Raw genomic sequence first — 15,844 nt, forward strand, 5'->3', positions numbered from 1 at the left:
TCAGGTGGTCAGCGGCACTTCCCAGGTGACCGTGGTGCCGCTGTCCGGCGAGGACGTGATCACACACCGGCCGCCCGCGGCGACCGCCCGCTCCTCCAGATTCCGCAGCCCCCGCTTGCTCACGTCGCGAGGGATTCCGCAGCCGTCGTCGACCACCTGCAGCAGCAGCCCCGACTCGGCGCGGCGCACCCGGACCAGCACCGTCTTCGCCCCGGAGTGCCGCACCACGTTGGACAGCGCCTCACGCAGCGCGGCGCGCGCATGGTCGGCCACGTGCACCGGCACGTCGCTGAAGTCGCCGTCGATCTCCAGCGTCGGCGGACGGCCCAGCAGCTCCCCGGCGATCTGCACCTCGGCCCGCATCGAGTCGTCCAGCGCGGGCGCCTGGGCGGGGGTTTCCGGGTCCGCCGAGCGCAGGGTGCGGGCGGTGGCGCGGACCTCGGCGATCGCCTGGTCGATCTGCTCCATGGTCTCCGCCAGCCGCGACGCGTCAGCGCCGTCCAGGCGCCCGGACAACCTCCGCTCCAGCACGTCCAGCTGCACGCCGACGGCGTAGAGCCGCTGCACGATCACGTCGTGCAGATCGCGGGCGATCCGCTCCCGCTCCTGGTAGACGGCGATGCGCTGGCGCGCGGTGGAACCCTCGGCGAGCACCAGCGCGAGACCGGCCTGCGCCGCGAACGAGGTCAGCACGTCCACCGCGACGCGGGTGAAGGTGCTGGCACCGCGCCGCCGGTACACCGCGAGCGCGCCGAGACGGCGTTCCCGGGTACCGAACGGTGCCACCGCGAACGGGCCGTAGACCCGCAGCGCCGCGGGCACGAACGGGGCGGTCAGCGGGTCGTCGATCAGGTCGTCCACGACGACCGGGACACCGCTGCGCGCGACGCGCGCGGCCGCGGAGCGGGAGGACAGGACGGTGCCGACCGGGTCGGCCAACGGGCCGGTCGCGGACGGGGCTCCGTAGGCGGCCTCGACGGTCAGGCGGCCGTCCTCGCCGCGCACGGTGACCACGCCGAGATCGGCCTCGGCGAGTTCGGCGGCACGGCGGACGACCAGCGGCAGAACCGCATCCGGGTCCTCCGCGGACAGCGCCACCCGGGTGATCTCGGTGGACGCCGCCAGCATGCGCCGGGCGAGGGTGGAATCCATGACGTACATGAGGCTATAGCTCTCCGGAGCCGGAAGTGCGGCACGACGACGCAGGTCACAGGGCGGTTGCGGGGGTCCGGACCGCGCCGTTGCCGACGTGCACGACGAGGTCGGCGTGCTCGGTCTCCGACCAGCGGTGCGTCACGTGGACGACCGTGCGGCCGCGCAGGGCCCGCCGCAGGCGCTCCAGCAGCAGCTCCGCCGTCGGCACGTCCAGGTGCGCGGTGGGTTCGTCGAGCAGCACCAGGTCCGCGTCCTTGACCAGCAGCGCCCGCGCCAGCGCGAGGCGCTGCGCCTCCCCGCCGGACAGCGCCGCCCCGCCGCTGCCGACCACGGTGTCCAGCCGGTCCTGCCACCCGGGCAGCCCCGCCAGGTCCAGCGCCGCGACGAGTTCCTGGTCGTCGGCCCCGGGCGCGGCGAGCCGCAGGTTCTCCCGCACCGTCGTCGACACCAGCTGCGGTTCCTGCGGGCACCAGGCGATCTTCCCCGGGACGCGGACCGTCCCGCGCTCCGCCCGGAGGAAACCCAGCAGCAGGGCCAGCAACGTCGACTTGCCGCCACCCGACGGGCCGACCACGGCGACGTGCGCCCCGGCCGGCACCCGCAGGTCCACGCCGCGCAGTGCCGCCTCCCCCGCCCCGGGCCACCGCACGTCCACACCGACCAGCTCGATCCCGGAACCGTCCTCGGGTTCCGGAGCGCCCGCGAGCTCCGCACGCGGAACACCGGAGCCGTCCGCTCCGGGATCTCCAGGCTCGCGTCCTGCCGCGAGCAGCGGCGCGAGGCGATCCTGCGCCGCGCGCAGGGAACGCCACTGCTGCGCGGCGGGGGGCAGCAGCGCAACGGCTTCCGCCGCCGCCAGCGGCACCAGGCCGAGCAGCGGCGCCAGGTCGGGAGCCAGACGGCCCTCCGCCACCGCCGCAGCACCGAACCACGCACCACCCAGCACCGCGACGCCGACCAGCAGCGTGCTCACCGCCGTCGCCGCACCCGCCCCGAACGCCGCCCGCCGCGCCCGCTTCGCCAACCGCGCGTCCTCCGCCGCAAGCTCCGCCCGGCGCTGGACGTGCGCGCCGAACGCGAGCAGCTCCGCCGCGGCGTCGAGCAACCCGAGCACCCGCGCCGCGACATGCCGACGGCCTTCCGCCACCGCCGCCGTCGCGCGGCGCTCCGCCACCACCGCGGCCAGCGGGCTCGCCACGCATGCGACGAGCAGCGCCACCGCGAGCACGGCACCCGCCTGCGGCAGCACAAGCCACTGCAGCACCACCGCCGCCACCACCACGACCGCCGCGACCAGCGGCGGGAGCACCACCCGGGGCTCCAGGTCGCGGACGGTGTCGACGTCGTCGACGAGCCGAGCCACCCCCTCGTCGCGGCGCAGCCCGGCGGCGCGCACCGGACCGAGGGCCACGAGGGCGTTCCACAGCTGCCGCCGCAGGCGGCCGGCGAGCCGGAAGGCGGCGTCGTGCGTGACGAGCCGCTCCACGTAGCGGAGCACCGCGCGCGACAGCGCGAAGGTGCGCACGCCGACCACGGCCACGGACAGCGTGAGGATCGGCGGCTGCTGCGAGGCTCGGGCGATCAGCCAGGCCGAGGTCGCGGTCAGCGCGAGGCCCGACAGCAGCGACAGCGCGCCGAGGCCGACGCCGAGGAGCGTCCGCGGTGTGCTCAGGTCGCGGAGCCGGCCGCGCGCCGCGGGCAGGTCGGGCGCGGCTGCCGGGGCGGCCGCGAGACCCGCTTGCGGTTCGGGCGCGGCAGCATCCGGTCGGTGGCTGGCGAGCACCACCGCGGCGCCCGCCTCCGCGGCCCGGTGGATGGCGGCGTTGACCCGGTGCGCGGTGGCGGCGTCGAGGTGCGCGGTGGGTTCGTCGAGCAGCAGCAGCTCGGCGTCGCCGCGCAACCGCAGCAGCGCCCGCGCCACGGCGATCCGCTGTCGCTCCCCTGTGGACAGATCATCGATGCGGCGGTCGCGGAGGTGGCTCGCGGCGGCTTCGGCCAGCACGTCGTCCACGTGCGCGGTGAGGTCGGGTTGGTCGGCGGTGGCGACGGCCAGTTCGTCGGCGACCGTGCCGCCGGTGAACGCCGGGCGCTGCGGCACCCACGCGACGCGCCGCCGCCACTGATCGGGGGCGAACTCGGCGATGTCCACCCCGCCCCAGGTGATCGTGCCGCCGTCCGGGGCGGCGAAGCCGAGCAGCACCGCCATCGTCGTCGACTTCCCGCTGCCGCTGGGCCCGATCCCGTCGAAGCCCTCCAACCGCACCACCTCGCCGGGCCGGGCGTGGAAACTCAACCCGTCCGGGGCGAACCCGCCTCGCCGGGCCACCCGCAACCCCTCGACCGCGAGCCCATCGCCCGAGGTGGCGCTCGGTTCAGCACGGCGCGATCGCGGGTCGGTGGGCGGGGCGTCGGCGACGACCTCGTCCACGCGGCGGACGGCCTCCACGCCGTCCTCGCTGGCGTGGTGGGCCGCTCCGGCGGCGCGCAGGGGCAGATAGCACTCCGGGGCCAGGATGAGGACCAGGAGGCCGGTGGCCAGGTCGAGGTCGCCGGACACCAGGCGCAGGCCGATGCCGACCGCCACCATCGCCACCGACAGCGACGACAACAGCTCCAGGACCAGCGCGGACAGGAACGCGATGCGCAGCGTCACCAGGGTGGTGCGGCGGTGCGAGTCGCTGACCCGGCGGACCACCTCGCCCTGGGCGCGCGCCCGCCCGAACGCGGTCAGCACCGGCAGCGCCCGGATCAGCTCGAGCAGCTGCCCGGACAGCCGCTGCACCGCGTCGGCGGCCCGCGAGGTGCGCTGCTCGGTGTACTTGCCGACCAGCCACGCGAACAGCGGGATCAGCGGCACCGTGATCACCACGACCAGCGCGGACACCCAGTCGGAGACCAGGATCCAGGCACCCACCAGCGGCGGCACCACCGCCGCGGTCACCAGCGCCGGGAGGTACCTGGTGAAGTAGGCGTCCAGCGCGTCGAGCCCGCGGGTGGCCAGCGCGGTCAGCTCGGCGGGGCCGCGGCGCTGGATCCACTCCGGACCGTGTCGCAGCGCCGCGTCCAGGAGTTGGCCGCGCAGTTCCTCCTTCGCCCCGGCGGCCGCCCGGGCGGACACCGCCTCAGTCGCCCAGCCCAGCACGGCCCGCGCGACGATCGCGCCGGCCAGCACGACGAGGTGGCTGGTGATCCCGGCGGGGTCGACGCCGCGCACGACCACGGCGGCCAGCGCGTTGCCGAGCGCCCATGCCTGCACGATCAGCGCGACCGCGTTGCCGACCGAGAGCAGCCCGGCGACCACCAGCGCCCGGCGGGCCGAGGCCGAAAGCCGCGGCAGCGCTCCCAGCGGGCTCATCGTCCACTCCAGGGCGCGCTGCGCTGGTGGGGTGTTGGGATTCCGGGTTTGGCTGGCATTGGGGGTCCGTTGGCGTTACGACGGGACGTGGACCGGGGGGATGTGGTGGGTGCCGATGCGCTTGCGGAACACCCAGTACGCCCACGCCTGGTAGACCACCACCGCCGGGGTGCCGAACGCCGCCACCCACGTCAGCACCGTCAGCGTGTACGGGCTGGACGCGGTCTCGGCGATCGGCAGCGACCACGCCGGGTCCAATGTCGAGGGAATGACGTTCGGCCACAGCGCGCCGAACAGCGTCACCACCACCCCGGCCAGCGCGATGCCCTGCAGCGCGAACGCCTGCCCCTCACGGCCGCCGAGCAGCCGGACCAGCCCGGCCAGGGCCGCGACCAGCGCGATCACCAACGGCACCCACGTCCACGTCGAGCCCTCCCGCACCTGCGCGATCAGCACCAGCGCGACCACCGGCAGCAGCAGCGGCACGCCGGCGCGCAGCGCGAACCGCCGCGCCCGCTCGCGGATCTCGCCCTCGGTCTTGAGCGCCACGAACACCGCACCGTGCAGCAGCGAGAAACCGCAGACCGCGAGGGCACCCACCACGCTCGGCAGCGTGAAGATGGTCCACCAGCCGCCGACCCGGTCACCGTTGGCGTCCAACGGCAACCCGAACACGTTCGCCGACAGCACGAGCCCGACCACCAGCGGCGAGATCCAGGACGCCAGCACGATCACGGCGTCCCAGGTGCGGCGCCACCGCACGGTGTCGACCTTGCCGCGGTACTCGAACGCCACACCGCGCCCGATCAGCGCCACCAGCAACAGCAGCAGCAACAGGTATGCGGTGCTGAACAGCGAGGCGTACCAGCCGGGGAACGCCGCGAAGGTGGCGCCGCCCGCGACGATCAACCACACCTCGTTGCCGTCCCATACCGGACCGATGGTGTTGATCAGCACCCGCCGCTCGGTCTCGTTCCGGCCCAGGATCGGCAGCAGCATCCCGACGCCGAAGTCGAAGCCCTCCAGGAACAGGTAGCCCAGCCACAGCAGGGCGATCACGCAGAACCAGAAGGTGGGCAGATCCATCGTTGCCTTCCAAACCGTCAGTACGCGAAGGACAGGGCTTCCTCGTTCTTCTCACCCTCGGGTGGCTCCGATGGCAGCACCCCGGCAAACCCGCCGCGCACGTAGCGGACGATGAGGAAGATCTCGACGACCGCGAGCACCCCGTACAGCACGGTCAGGGTGATCACCGAGGTCAGCAGCTCACCGGGAGTCACCCCGGCGGACACCGCGGACGCGGTGTACATCCACACCCCGTCCACCCCGGACGGGTCGGGGTTGGGCACCACGACGAACGGCTGACGGCCCATCTCGGTGAACACCCAGCCGGCGATGTTGCCCAGGAACGGCAGCGCGATGCTCAGCACCGCCAGCGGCGCCCAGAAGCGCCCGGCCGGGAACCTTCCCCGGCGGGTCAGCCACAGCACGAGAACGGCACCGAGCGCGGCGAGAGCACCGAAGCCGATCATGAACCGGAAACCCCAGTAGGTGACCGGCAGGTTCGGCACGTAGTCGATCGGCTGCCCGGCGTACGGGCCCAGCCGGGGGTCGTCCGGGTAATGCGTGCCGTACCTGGCCTGGTACTCGGGCACCAGCGCCTGCACGCCCTTGACCTCACTGGTGAGGTCGCCGTTGGCCAGGTACGACAGGACGTAGGGCACGGTGAAGCTCTTGACGTCCTCGCAGTTGGGCTGGCGGACGTCGCCGATCGCGAAGATCGAGAAGCTGGCCGGTGCCTCGCTGTGGCACAACGCCTCGGCGGAGGCCATCTTCATCGGCTGCTGCTGGAACATCAGCTTGCCCTGGACGTCGCCCGAGATGGCCAGCCCGGCGAAAGCCACCACCGCGACCCAGGCGCCCAGCCGCAGGGACGCGTGCCAGGCGCGGCGGTCCTCGTCGTCGGGGCTGGAGTCGCGGTGGTGCCGGGCGATCTGCCAGGCGGCGATGCCGATCAGGAACGACCCGGCGACGGCGAAGCAGCCGAAGACGGTGTGTGGGAGCGCGGCCAGCACCGTGTTGTTGGTCAGCAGCGCCGAGATCGAGGTCAGGCGGGGTCGGCCATCGATGAGCTCGATGCCCACCGGGTGCTGCATCCAGGAGTTGGCGGCCAGGATGAAGTACGCCGACAGCACGGTGGCCAGCGAGAACGCCCATGCGCACGCCAGGTGCACGCCCTTGGACAACCGGTCCCACCCGAAGATCCACAGGCCGAGGAAGGTCGACTCGACGAAGAAGGCCATCAGCCCTTCCATGGCCAGCGGGGCGCCGAACACGTCGCCGACGAACCGGGAGTAGGCGCTCCAGGCCATGCCGAACTGGAACTCCTGGACGATCCCGGTGACCACGCCCATGGCGAAGTTGATCAGCAGCAGCTTGCCCCAGAACTTGGTCATCTTGAGGTAGCGCCGTTTGCCGGTGCGGTACCACGCGGTCTGCATTCCGGCGACCAGCACCGCCAGCCCGATGGTCAGCGGAACCATCAGGAAGTGGTAGACGGTGGTGATCCCGAACTGCCAGCGAGCGATGTCGAGCAGGTCCACGAGATCCACTGTGCCCGACGTGGCTGCGCTGCGCGTAGGGGCAACCGCCCCGCGTTCCCCGGCCGAGGGTCCCGGTCCGGACAGGACCTAGGTCCTGTCGACGCTGGGTGACAATCTCGGCGGGTCTGTTCCTTCTTACCAGCCGTTCGGGCGCGGCGGAAGATGTCAGCAGAAGGAATCGCGGTCAGCGCAGGGCTTCGGCGACCGCCTCGGCCGTTTCCAGGACGAGCGGTCCGATCTCGTCCGCGGTCAGCGGTTGCAGCGCCACCACCCCGACGCTGGCGCGCAGGCCCGGCACGCCCCGCACCGGCGCGGCCACCGTGAAGGCCCCGGGCTGCAGGTCCCCGCTGCTGGTGATCCAGCGCGGCCCGCCCGGCGGCAGGTCCACCGCGCGACCGGCCGCGCCGCGCTGAACCGGGTGCCGACTGCCGACCCGGTACGACACGTGGTAGCTGGTCCAGGACGGTTCCACGACCGCCACCGCCTGCGCCTCGCTGCCGTCGGCCACCGTCAGGTGGACCGTGGCCCCGACCTTCTCCGCCAACGCCCGCAGCGCGGGTGTCGACGCCACGCGCAGCTGCGGCAGTACGCGCCCGGCCAGCCACAGCACGCCGAGCCCGAGCCGCACCCTCGAGCCCTCGCGGCGCACCAGACCCCGGCTCTGCAGCGGCCCGAGCAGCCGGTACACGGCCGCGCGGCTGACCCCGATGGTCGCCGCCAGGTCGCTGATCGTGGGCGCCTCGCTCTCCGCGTCGGCAACGGCCTGCAGCAGGCTGAGCCCGCGGTCGAGCGTCAGCGAGCTCTCCTTCGGGTTCGCATCGCGTGGCAGGCCCAGCGGCGCCCGGATCGGCTCGGGGGTCGGTTGGACCATCGCGTCACCTCCGAGCCGCGGCCAGCACCGTGCCGGTCACCTCGCCGAGTCCGATCACCGTCCCGCCGGGCCCCGGCGCGCTGCCCCCCAGTGTCACCCGATCACCGTCCTGGAGGAAGGTGCGCTGCTCACCGTCCTGCAACGTGATCGGTTCCGCACCACCCCAGGTCAGCTCCAGCAGGCAGCCGCGCTGGTCGCGTTCCGGCCCGGACACGGTCCCGGAGGCGAACAGGTCGCCGGGCCGCACCGGGGCGCCGTTGACGGTCATGTGCGCGAGCTGCTGCGCGGGCGACCACGACATGTGCTCGAACCGCGGCCGCGCCACCACCGTCTCGTTACAACGCACCTCCAGCCGCAGGTCCAGGCCCCACGGCTCGTGCTCGACGAGGTAACGCTGCAGCGGTTGCTCGGGGCCGGGCAGCGGGATGCGGGCGTGCTCGAGTGCCTCCAGCGGGGTGATCCAGCCCGATATCGAGGTGGCGAACGACTTGGCCAGGAACGGTCCCAGCGGCGTGGACTCCCACATCTGGATGTCGCGCGCCGACCAGTCGTTGACCAGCACCACGCCGAACACGTGCTCCGGGAACTCCGAGGTGGGCACGCGGGCGGCCGGTTCGCCACCGCAGACGAACCCCACCTCGGCCTCGAAGTCCAGGCGTCGGGTGGGCCCGAACGCGGGGTGCAGGTCGCCGGATGCCTTGCGCTGTCCACTGGGCCGGTGGATGTCGGTGCCCGAGACGTACACCGTGCCGGAACGGCCGTGGTAGGCCACCGGCAGGTGCGACCAGCTCTCCGGCAGCTGCGCGACCGCCCGGTGGGCGATGCGGGCGACGTTCTCGGCGTGGTGGCGGGAGGAGAAGAAGTCGACGTAGTCGGCGACGGTGAACGGCAGCATAAGGGTGTGCCAGTCGGTGCGCACCAGCTCCGCGCCAGCCGGGGCGCGATCGGCGGTGACCAGCTCGGTCAGCCGTTCCCGCAGTTCGCGCCAGTGCGCGCGGCCCGCGGCCAGCAGCGGGTCCAGGGAGTCGCCCGCGACGAGGTCGGCGAGCCGAGGACCGAGTTGCCCGGCGATGCCCCGCAGCGGCAGCGCGTGCCGCCCGACCCGTACCGCCGCGACCGGGCCGCTGCCGGTCACCAGCACCCCGTAGGGCAGGGTCTGCGGGCCGAACGGCTTGTCCGGGGCGAACTCGGGGTCCTCGATCCAGGTCACAGCAACCCCAGCCCTTCCAGCTCGGCGATCGGGTCCTTCAGCGAGCACGAGCCGTAGGAGGCGAACACGTCCCGCACCGCGTTGGCGGCGTCGTCGGACAGCGACCGCGCCTCCTCGGCCAGCGCCGCGCCGTCGGTGCTGCGCAGCGCCTCCCGCACGTCCTTGCCGGACAGCGAGCGCGCGGTGGCGACGAGGAGGTTGAGGAACCCGTGGTGGGTGAAGCCGGTCTCCGGATCCGTGCTGCGCACCGCGGTGTGCAGGCCGGTGGTGGCCTTGAACGGCACATCCAGCGTGGCCGCGACGGCGAGGAAGTCGGTGACCACGTCGATGGAGGGCACCGACTCGGCGGTCTGGCCGCCGGTGCGCAGCTTCGGCCAGCAGCCGTGCTCGGCGACCCGGCGGATGCCGTCCAGCCAGCCGTCGCCGCCGCGCCGCGGTTCCACCACTCGGATGATGTCCTCGGGGACGAACTCGGAGACACGCTCGAGCCAGATGTCGTCGACGTCCGACGGCGCGGGCATCTCGACCATGCGCAGCGCGAGCAGCTCCTGGCGGCCCTCGATGATCGACAGCGCCTTGGGCACGCCGCCCAGCCCGGTGTCGCACACCAGCGAGAGCGGCACCGGCTCCGGCGGCTTCACCTTGGCGAGCTCGGTGATCAGCTCGGCCAGCCGGGACGCCCGGCACAGCATCGGGCCCAGCACGCCCGCGTACTCGCCGCTGCGCGCGTCGAGGTGGTCGGCCACGGCCTGGGGCACCGACGCGGTGCCCGGCGGGAACAGCGCGGCGTCGTCAACCAGTCGGGCGAACAGGGGCGGAATGCCGCGCGGACCGGGCGCGCGAAGCTCAACAGCGCTTGACACGGCAGACACGCTAATGCCGTGCCGCCCAGTGAACAAAGGTGCCCGATAACCGGACGTGTGGCGAGTTCATGGGGGCCTCCTCACCGCGTTTGGACATCATCATCCACCTGCCGCGACACGGCACGGCACACCCCCTGCCGGCGCCGCTTTCGGCTGACCACCCGCGACCGCGTTGGAGCTGGTAATAAGAGGAGGTGCGAACCGGGCGCCGGAGCCTGGCGCGGATCACCCGTCCGGGGGGCTTTGCCGGGTCGGGACGGACGACGTGCGGTGAACAACTTCCCCGCACCCGCCGTTTAAGTTAGGCTTGCCTAAGTTGGAGGTGAGCAGTGGGCGACACGACCAGGCACCGACCCGCGACGCCGAGCCCCGCGGAGCGCGCCAGGAGCATCGCCAAGCGCGGCGGCCGGGCCGCGCTCCTGCCGTCCGGCGAGGCTTCGACGCGCATCGCACCGCTCCTGCACCACGTGCACCCGGACGGCACCGCCACGGTCCTGCTGGCCGACGAACACCCGCTGATCTCCGCCGCCTGGCAGGCACCGCGCGGCGAGATCACCGCGGTGCTCGAACTGGCCGACCCCACGCCGGTGCGGATGCGCGAACCGGTGCGGGGCCTGCTGTGGCTGACCGGCTGGGTCCGGCTCCTTGACGGCGCGGAGGCCCGCGCCGAGGTGCTGTCCGTAGCCGAGCAGCGCCCGGACCCGAGGCTGCTCGACGCCGGACACGGGGCGAGCGTGCTGCACCTGGAGTCGGTGTCGCTGGTGCTGGCCGACGCCGAAAGCACCAGTTCGGTCGACCCCGCGGAGTTCCGGGCCGCCGACCCGGACCCGTTCTGCCTGCAGGAGGACACCTGGCTGCGCCACCTCGAGCTGTCGCACCGCGACGTGGTGGGCCTGCTGGCCCGGCACCTGCCGGAGTCATTGCGCGGCGGGCACATCCGCCCGCTCGGCCTGGACCGGTACGGGCTGCGGCTGCGGGTGGAGTCGGCCGACGGTGACCACGACGTCCGGCTGGCGTTCTCCCGCCCGGTCAGCACCACCGAGCACCTGGGCGCGGAACTCCGTCGCCTGGTCGGCTGCCCGTTCCTGGCCCAGCAACGCACCGCCTGAACCTGATGAGGTGACGGGAGTCCGCCGAACGTGAATCCGGGCTCCCGGCCGGCAGCGGACTCGCTCAGTCGTCCGGCCATCCGGCGCCGAGCGGGGTCATGCGGTGGATGCGGCCGCGGTGGAAGCGCAGCGGCTCCGCACCCGCGCCCGTCAGCACCGCCTCCTCCACCCACGGTCGCCGGGTGATCATCCACAGGAACGAGTGCGCCGCGATCGACGCGCGCCCCGGGGTCGCGCCGTCCTCGAACCGCACCAGCAGCCCGCCGGGGTCGCTGTGGCGCAGCTCCACCAGGACGCCGTCGCGCACGCCCACCACGTCGGCCGGCCCGACCGGGCCGTCCAGCACCTGGAAACCGCGCAGCGCCCGCAACGCGCGCACGGCGTGGTCGGGGCTCACCGCACCCCACACGAACACGTCCACGCCCCACCTCCGCCGGGCCAACACCGATCCGACGCCGCGCCCGCGTCACCAGTTCCGCCGGCCGCTTTCCCGGTATTGCCACCAGATCCGGCGACCGAACCCCGCCGGGTACGGTTCGTCGCGTGAGCACCCTCCGTGCCTGGTTGTCCCCGGCCCGCCCCGGTGAACCGGCGGCGATCACCGACCCCGGCGAGCGCCGGGCGATCCTGGTCGAGCTGCTGCTGGTGTTCACCGTGACGCTGGGGCTCTCCGGACTGCAGAGCCTGCTGTCGCTGCTGGACGCGCTGCTGCGGCCCGAGCCGCTGGCCGACCAGCACGTGGCGATCAACGCGCCGCAGGCCGAGCTGGGCCTGATCGACATGCTGCAGCAGCTGGCGAACGTGCTGCGCCTGTGCGCCTGGGGCGGCCTGGGCGCGTTCCTGCTGTGGCGCAGCGGCATCGCCCTGCGCCGGGTCGGCCTGGACCGCTCCCGACCGGGCCGGGACCTCGCCGCGGGCGCCGGTCTGGCCGCGCTGATCGGCATCCCCGGCCTGGCCCTCTACCTGACGGCGCACGCGATGGGGCTCAGCCTCACGGTGCAGCCGTCCACGCTCGACGCCGCCTGGTGGCGCGGGCCGGTGCTGACGCTGGCCGCGTTCGGCAACTCGTTCGCCGAGGAAGTGCTGGTCGTCGCGTATCTGCTGACCCGGCTGCGGCAGCTCGGCTGGTCAGAGAACCGGGCGTTGTGGGTGTCGGCGATGCTGCGCGGCAGCTACCACCTGTACCAGGGGTTCGGGGGGTTCGTCGGCAACGTGGTGATGGGCCTGGTCTACGGGCGGGCGTGGCAGCGGACCAACCGGCTGTGGCCGCTGATCGTCGGTCACGCGCTGATCGACGTCGTGGCGTTCGTCGGCTACGCCGCGCTGCGCGGCAGGGTGGGCTGGCTACCGTAGTGGCGTTTCCCGACACGCAATGATTCGATGGCATGCGCGCCCAATCGTTTAATGATCGATCGAAAGCTCCTCGGATTACGGACGTTTTGATTCGGCCGGAGCTAGGCTGGGAGCTCGTGAGCGAAGCACACGTCCAGAGCGAGGTCGGCCCGCTGCGCACGGTCCTGCTGCACCGTCCGGGCACCGAGTTGAAGCGGCTCACGCCGCGCAACAGCGATCAGTTGCTGTTCGACGCCATCCCGTGGGTCGACCGGGCGCAGGAGGAGCACGACGCGTTCGCCGAGGTGCTGCGCTCCCGAGGCGTGGAGGTCCTGCTGCTACGCGAGCTACTCACCGAGACGCTGTGCGACGCCCGCGCGCGGGCCGCCGCCGTGCTCTCGAGCGTGGACGAGCTCCGGGTGGGCACCGACATCGCCGACACCCTGCGCTCGCACCTGTCCAGTGTGGACCAGTCGACGCTGGCCGAGATCCTCATCGCGGGCATGACGTTCGAGGAACTGCCCGCCGCCGAAGGCCAGTCGCTGGTCCGCCGCATGCATCATCCGCACGACTTCGCCATCGACCCGCTGCCGAACCTGCTGTTCACCCGGGACTCGTCGATGTGGGTCGGGGACCGGGTGGCGATCGCGGCCCTGGCGATGCCCGCGCGCCGCCGCGAGTCGGCGCTGACCGACCTCGTCTACGCTTACCACCCGCGCTTCTCGCGCTCCGCCCGCGCCTACGGCGCGCACTCCGCGCCGGTCGAGGGCGGCGACGTGCTGCTGCTGGCGCCGGGCGTGGTCGCGATCGGCGTCGGGGAGCGCACCACCCCGGCCGGCGCCGAGTCCTTCGCCCGGTCGATGTTCGCCGACAACCTCGCGCACACCGTGCTGGCGGTGCCGATCGAGCAGCGGCGGGCGTCGATGCACCTGGACACGGTGTGCACGATGGTTGACCGCGACGCGGTGGTGATGTACCCGGCGGTCCAGCATTCGCTGCAGGCGTACACGATGCGCCCGCTGGATGGCGAGTTCGCGGTGTCCGGACCGACTCCGTTCTTGACCGCGGCGGCGGAGGCGATGGGCATCGACCACCTGCGGGTGATCGACACCGGTCTGGACCCGGTGACGGCCGAGCGCGAGCAGTGGGAGGACGGCAACAACACGCTCGCCGTGGCGCCGGGTGTCGTGGTGGCCTACGAGCGCAACGCCGAGACCAATGCGCGTCTGGAGGACGCCGGGATCGAGGTGTTGCGCATCAGCGGCTCCGAACTCGGCTCCGGTCGCGGGGGCCCGCGCTGCATGTCGTGCCCGATCGTCCGCGCGGCGCTGTCCCGCTGATCGCGAACGCGGCGGTGACGTGGAAATCGCATTCTCGTGATCCGCCCACGGATTATTCGACGCGGAAACGCCGCGATACGCGCAGGAAAACGTCACCGCCGCACAGCAGCCGCCTACCTGGGTAAACGTGCAAGGTTTGGCTTGGCTACCCTGTTTGAGGATTGCCTCATCTCACCATTGCGAACCAAGGCTGACCACATTTTTCTTAGGCGATCCTGAAATGAATCTGGACTGATTCCAGAGTATATTGGCGGCATGGCTATCACCGCGAAAAAAATTCATCACAAGGAATCGAAGTTCGAGCACCTGCTGCAGGAGCAGATCCGAAACGAGTTCACCGCCTCGCAGCAGTATGTCGCGGTCGCGGTGTGGTTCGACAACGAAGATCTGCCCCGGCTGGCGTCGTACTTCTACCGGCAGGCGCTCGAGGAGCGCAACCACGCGATGATGATCGTCCAGTACCTCATGGACACCAACGTCAAGCCGATCATCCCGGCCGTGGAGCAGGTCCGCAACGACTTCACCGAGGCCCGCGAGCTCGTCGCGCTCGCGCTCGAGCAGGAGCGCGAGGTGACCCGCGAGATCGAGACCCTCGCCAGGACCGCCCGCGAGGAGGGCGACTATCTCGGTGAGCAGTTCATGCAGTGGTTCCTCAGGGAGCAGGTTGAGGAGGTCTCCTCGATGACCACGCTGCTCAACGTGGTGGACCGCGCCAAGGGCAACCTCTTCGACGTGGAGAACTACCTCGCCCGCGAGTCGATCGGCGACGAGGGCGGCCTGGATGCCACGGCCCCGAAGGTCGCCGGCGGCGCCCTCTGATCCCGCGCCGGCAGGCACCTCCGCTGCCCCAGGGTGGAGGTGCCCGCAGCGCATGCGGTCACGGCGTGGCGGGATTCGCCTCGCTGGTCGGGTGCTGCGATGACGACTGGTTCGGGGCGCTGGTCTCGGACGGCTTCGTGGACGTCGGCTCCGGTCGCGTGGTCTCCGTCCGCAGGATCGTCGGCGACGGCGTGTGGCTCGGCGGCGGGACGGTGATCGCCGGGGCCGGCGGTATCTGCCCCGGCGGCAGCGGCACGGCCGGAGGCTCCGACGGGTGGCGCGTGGTGGTGGAGCTCGGTTTCGGCAGCGGATCCAGGACCGTCGGCACCGCCGGTCGCACCGGCTGGTCCGGCTGGTGGCTGACCAGCGCCACTCCGCCGCCCACCAGCAGCATCGCCGCGAGCGCGCTGCCCGCCGCGGCCATCATCCCGGCGCGCTGACGACGGCGGCGCGCGCCCGCGACCAGCGACCACTCCGCCCCGGTCCGCACCGGGATGTCCAGCCGGTCCTCCCGGAAGATCCGCCGCAGCTCCTCCTCCAGATCCATCACACGCCACCCCCCTCCACCAGTGCCCCGAGCCTTTTGCGCAGCGTCGCCAGCGCCTTGCTCGCCTGGCTCTTGACCGTCCCGCAGCTCACGCCGAGCGCCTCGGCGATCTCCGCCTCGGAGAGACCTTCGTAGTAACGCAGCACGACCACGGCGCGTTGCCTCGGCGGCAGACCGCGCAGCGCCTGCCACAGCGGCTCGTCCTCCAGGCGGTCGTGCCGGGCCGCCGCTGGGACGTCCGGGAAGTCGGCGAGCAGCGTCTCGCGCCGGGTGCGGCGCCATCGGCTGACGTGGGTGTTCGCCATCGCCCTGCGCACGTAGGCGCCCGGGTCCGCGCAGGTGCGGCTGATCTTCGCCCAGCGGGCGCCGACCTTCTCCAGCACGGTCTGGACCAAATCGGCGGCGTCGTGGGGGTTTCCGGTCAGGGCGTGGCCGTAGCGCATCAGCCCGGGCAGCGCCACCCGGACGAACTCCGCGAAATCATCTTCGATCGCCGCCATGTCCCCCCGACGCGCCCGCCCGCGGTAGGCGCCCGACGCCTCGGTGGCGGCCGGCACTGCGGGCAGGTGCGCGGTCACCCTCCACCCCCTCCAGGTCGGATATCGCCGTGGAGGGACACGCCGTCACAGCCCGCGGGGGT

Annotated in this window: 14 protein-coding genes; 4 read left to right on the forward strand and 10 right to left on the reverse strand. The window is 72.6% G+C overall.

The annotated features are described in order from the left end of the window. The 7 genes from IEY17_RS09465 to IEY17_RS09495 form a co-directional block, all read right to left on the reverse strand. Positions 1–1,152 carry a GAF domain-containing sensor histidine kinase gene (locus IEY17_RS09465; protein WP_188986945.1) on the reverse strand — a complete coding sequence of 384 codons (1,152 nt, stop codon included), beginning with the start codon at positions 1,150–1,152 and terminating at the stop codon, positions 1–3. 55 nt (positions 1,153–1,207) lie between these two features. Then, complete coding sequence (gene cydD, locus IEY17_RS09470; RefSeq protein ID WP_188986946.1) at positions 1,208–4,510, reverse strand: thiol reductant ABC exporter subunit CydD; 3,303 nt, start codon at positions 4,508–4,510, stop codon at positions 1,208–1,210. Positions 4,511–4,585: 75 nt separating this feature from the next. After that, a complete protein-coding gene (gene cydB / locus IEY17_RS09475; RefSeq protein WP_188986947.1) occupies positions 4,586–5,596 on the reverse strand; it encodes a cytochrome d ubiquinol oxidase subunit II in 1,011 nt (336 codons plus the stop codon). 17 nt (positions 5,597–5,613) lie between these two features. Further along, positions 5,614–7,113: a cytochrome ubiquinol oxidase subunit I gene (locus IEY17_RS09480; protein WP_188986948.1), complete on the reverse strand. Its 1,500-nt coding sequence runs from the start codon at positions 7,111–7,113 to the stop codon at positions 5,614–5,616. A 184-nt stretch (positions 7,114–7,297) separates the two neighbouring features. Next, the gene (locus IEY17_RS09485; protein WP_188986949.1) at positions 7,298–7,984 is read right to left on the reverse strand and encodes an IclR family transcriptional regulator; all 687 of its coding nucleotides are present in this window, start codon (positions 7,982–7,984) and stop codon (positions 7,298–7,300) included. 4 nt (positions 7,985–7,988) lie between these two features. Next, complete coding sequence (locus IEY17_RS09490; protein ID WP_188986950.1) at positions 7,989–9,194, reverse strand: fumarylacetoacetate hydrolase family protein; 1,206 nt, start codon at positions 9,192–9,194, stop codon at positions 7,989–7,991. Then, positions 9,191–10,057: a hypothetical protein gene (locus tag IEY17_RS09495; protein WP_268240315.1), complete on the reverse strand. Its 867-nt coding sequence runs from the start codon at positions 10,055–10,057 to the stop codon at positions 9,191–9,193. The genes IEY17_RS09490 and IEY17_RS09495 overlap by 4 nt, the downstream gene beginning before the upstream one ends. Before the next feature lie 329 nt (positions 10,058–10,386). On the opposite strand from IEY17_RS09495, the gene IEY17_RS09500 reads away from it, so the two are divergent. Next, positions 10,387–11,166: a DUF2470 domain-containing protein gene (locus tag IEY17_RS09500; RefSeq protein WP_188986951.1), complete on the forward strand. Its 780-nt coding sequence runs from the start codon at positions 10,387–10,389 to the stop codon at positions 11,164–11,166. A gap of 64 nt (positions 11,167–11,230) precedes the next feature. Here IEY17_RS09500 and IEY17_RS09505 read toward each other — a convergent pair whose 3' ends face one another. Continuing rightward, the gene (locus tag IEY17_RS09505; RefSeq protein ID WP_229679979.1) at positions 11,231–11,587 is read right to left on the reverse strand and encodes a hypothetical protein; all 357 of its coding nucleotides are present in this window, start codon (positions 11,585–11,587) and stop codon (positions 11,231–11,233) included. Between the two features lie 122 nt (positions 11,588–11,709). On the opposite strand from IEY17_RS09505, the gene IEY17_RS09510 reads away from it, so the two are divergent. The 3 genes from IEY17_RS09510 to IEY17_RS09520 all read left to right on the forward strand — a co-directional run bounded on the left by IEY17_RS09510 (position 11,710) and on the right by IEY17_RS09520 (position 14,657). Next, positions 11,710–12,519 (forward strand): CPBP family intramembrane glutamic endopeptidase, encoded by an 810-nt coding sequence (locus tag IEY17_RS09510; RefSeq protein WP_229679980.1) that lies wholly within the window; start codon positions 11,710–11,712, stop codon positions 12,517–12,519. Positions 12,520–12,635: 116 nt separating this feature from the next. Then, positions 12,636–13,838: an arginine deiminase gene (gene arcA, locus IEY17_RS09515; protein WP_188986952.1), complete on the forward strand. Its 1,203-nt coding sequence runs from the start codon at positions 12,636–12,638 to the stop codon at positions 13,836–13,838. Between the two features lie 255 nt (positions 13,839–14,093). Then, positions 14,094–14,657, forward strand: a complete 564-nt coding sequence (locus IEY17_RS09520) for a ferritin (RefSeq protein ID WP_188986953.1) — start codon at positions 14,094–14,096, stop codon at positions 14,655–14,657. 58 nt (positions 14,658–14,715) lie between these two features. Here the strand turns inward: IEY17_RS09520 and IEY17_RS09525 are convergent, their stop codons facing one another. Together IEY17_RS09525 and IEY17_RS09530 are read right to left on the reverse strand one after the other, a co-directional pair. After that, entirely contained in the window at positions 14,716–15,204 is a 489-nt protein-coding gene (locus IEY17_RS09525; protein WP_188986954.1) for a hypothetical protein, read from the reverse strand. Next, a complete protein-coding gene (locus IEY17_RS09530; RefSeq protein WP_373289862.1) occupies positions 15,204–15,782 on the reverse strand; it encodes a SigE family RNA polymerase sigma factor in 579 nt (192 codons plus the stop codon). Before IEY17_RS09530 ends, IEY17_RS09525 begins: the two co-directional genes overlap by 1 nt. Positions 15,783–15,844: the final 62 nt, after the last annotated feature.

Source organism: Saccharopolyspora thermophila (assembly GCF_014646075.1).
GTDB classification, from domain to species: Bacteria; Actinomycetota; Actinomycetes; order Mycobacteriales; family Pseudonocardiaceae; genus Saccharopolyspora; species Saccharopolyspora thermophila.

Coding starts and splice junctions, on each gene's coding strand:
- IEY17_RS09485 (WP_188986949.1), bottom strand. CDS start 7,984: ATGGTCCAACCGACCCCCGAGCCGATCCGGGCGCCGCTGGGCCTGCCA.
- cydD (WP_188986946.1), bottom strand. CDS start 4,510: ATGAGCCCGCTGGGAGCGCTGCCGCGGCTTTCGGCCTCGGCCCGCCGG.
- IEY17_RS09520 (WP_188986953.1), top strand. CDS start 14,094: ATGGCTATCACCGCGAAAAAAATTCATCACAAGGAATCGAAGTTCGAG.
- cydB (WP_188986947.1), bottom strand. CDS start 5,596: ATGGATCTGCCCACCTTCTGGTTCTGCGTGATCGCCCTGCTGTGGCTG.
- IEY17_RS09525 (WP_188986954.1), bottom strand. CDS start 15,204: ATGGATCTGGAGGAGGAGCTGCGGCGGATCTTCCGGGAGGACCGGCTG.
- IEY17_RS09465 (WP_188986945.1), bottom strand. CDS start 1,152: ATGGATTCCACCCTCGCCCGGCGCATGCTGGCGGCGTCCACCGAGATC.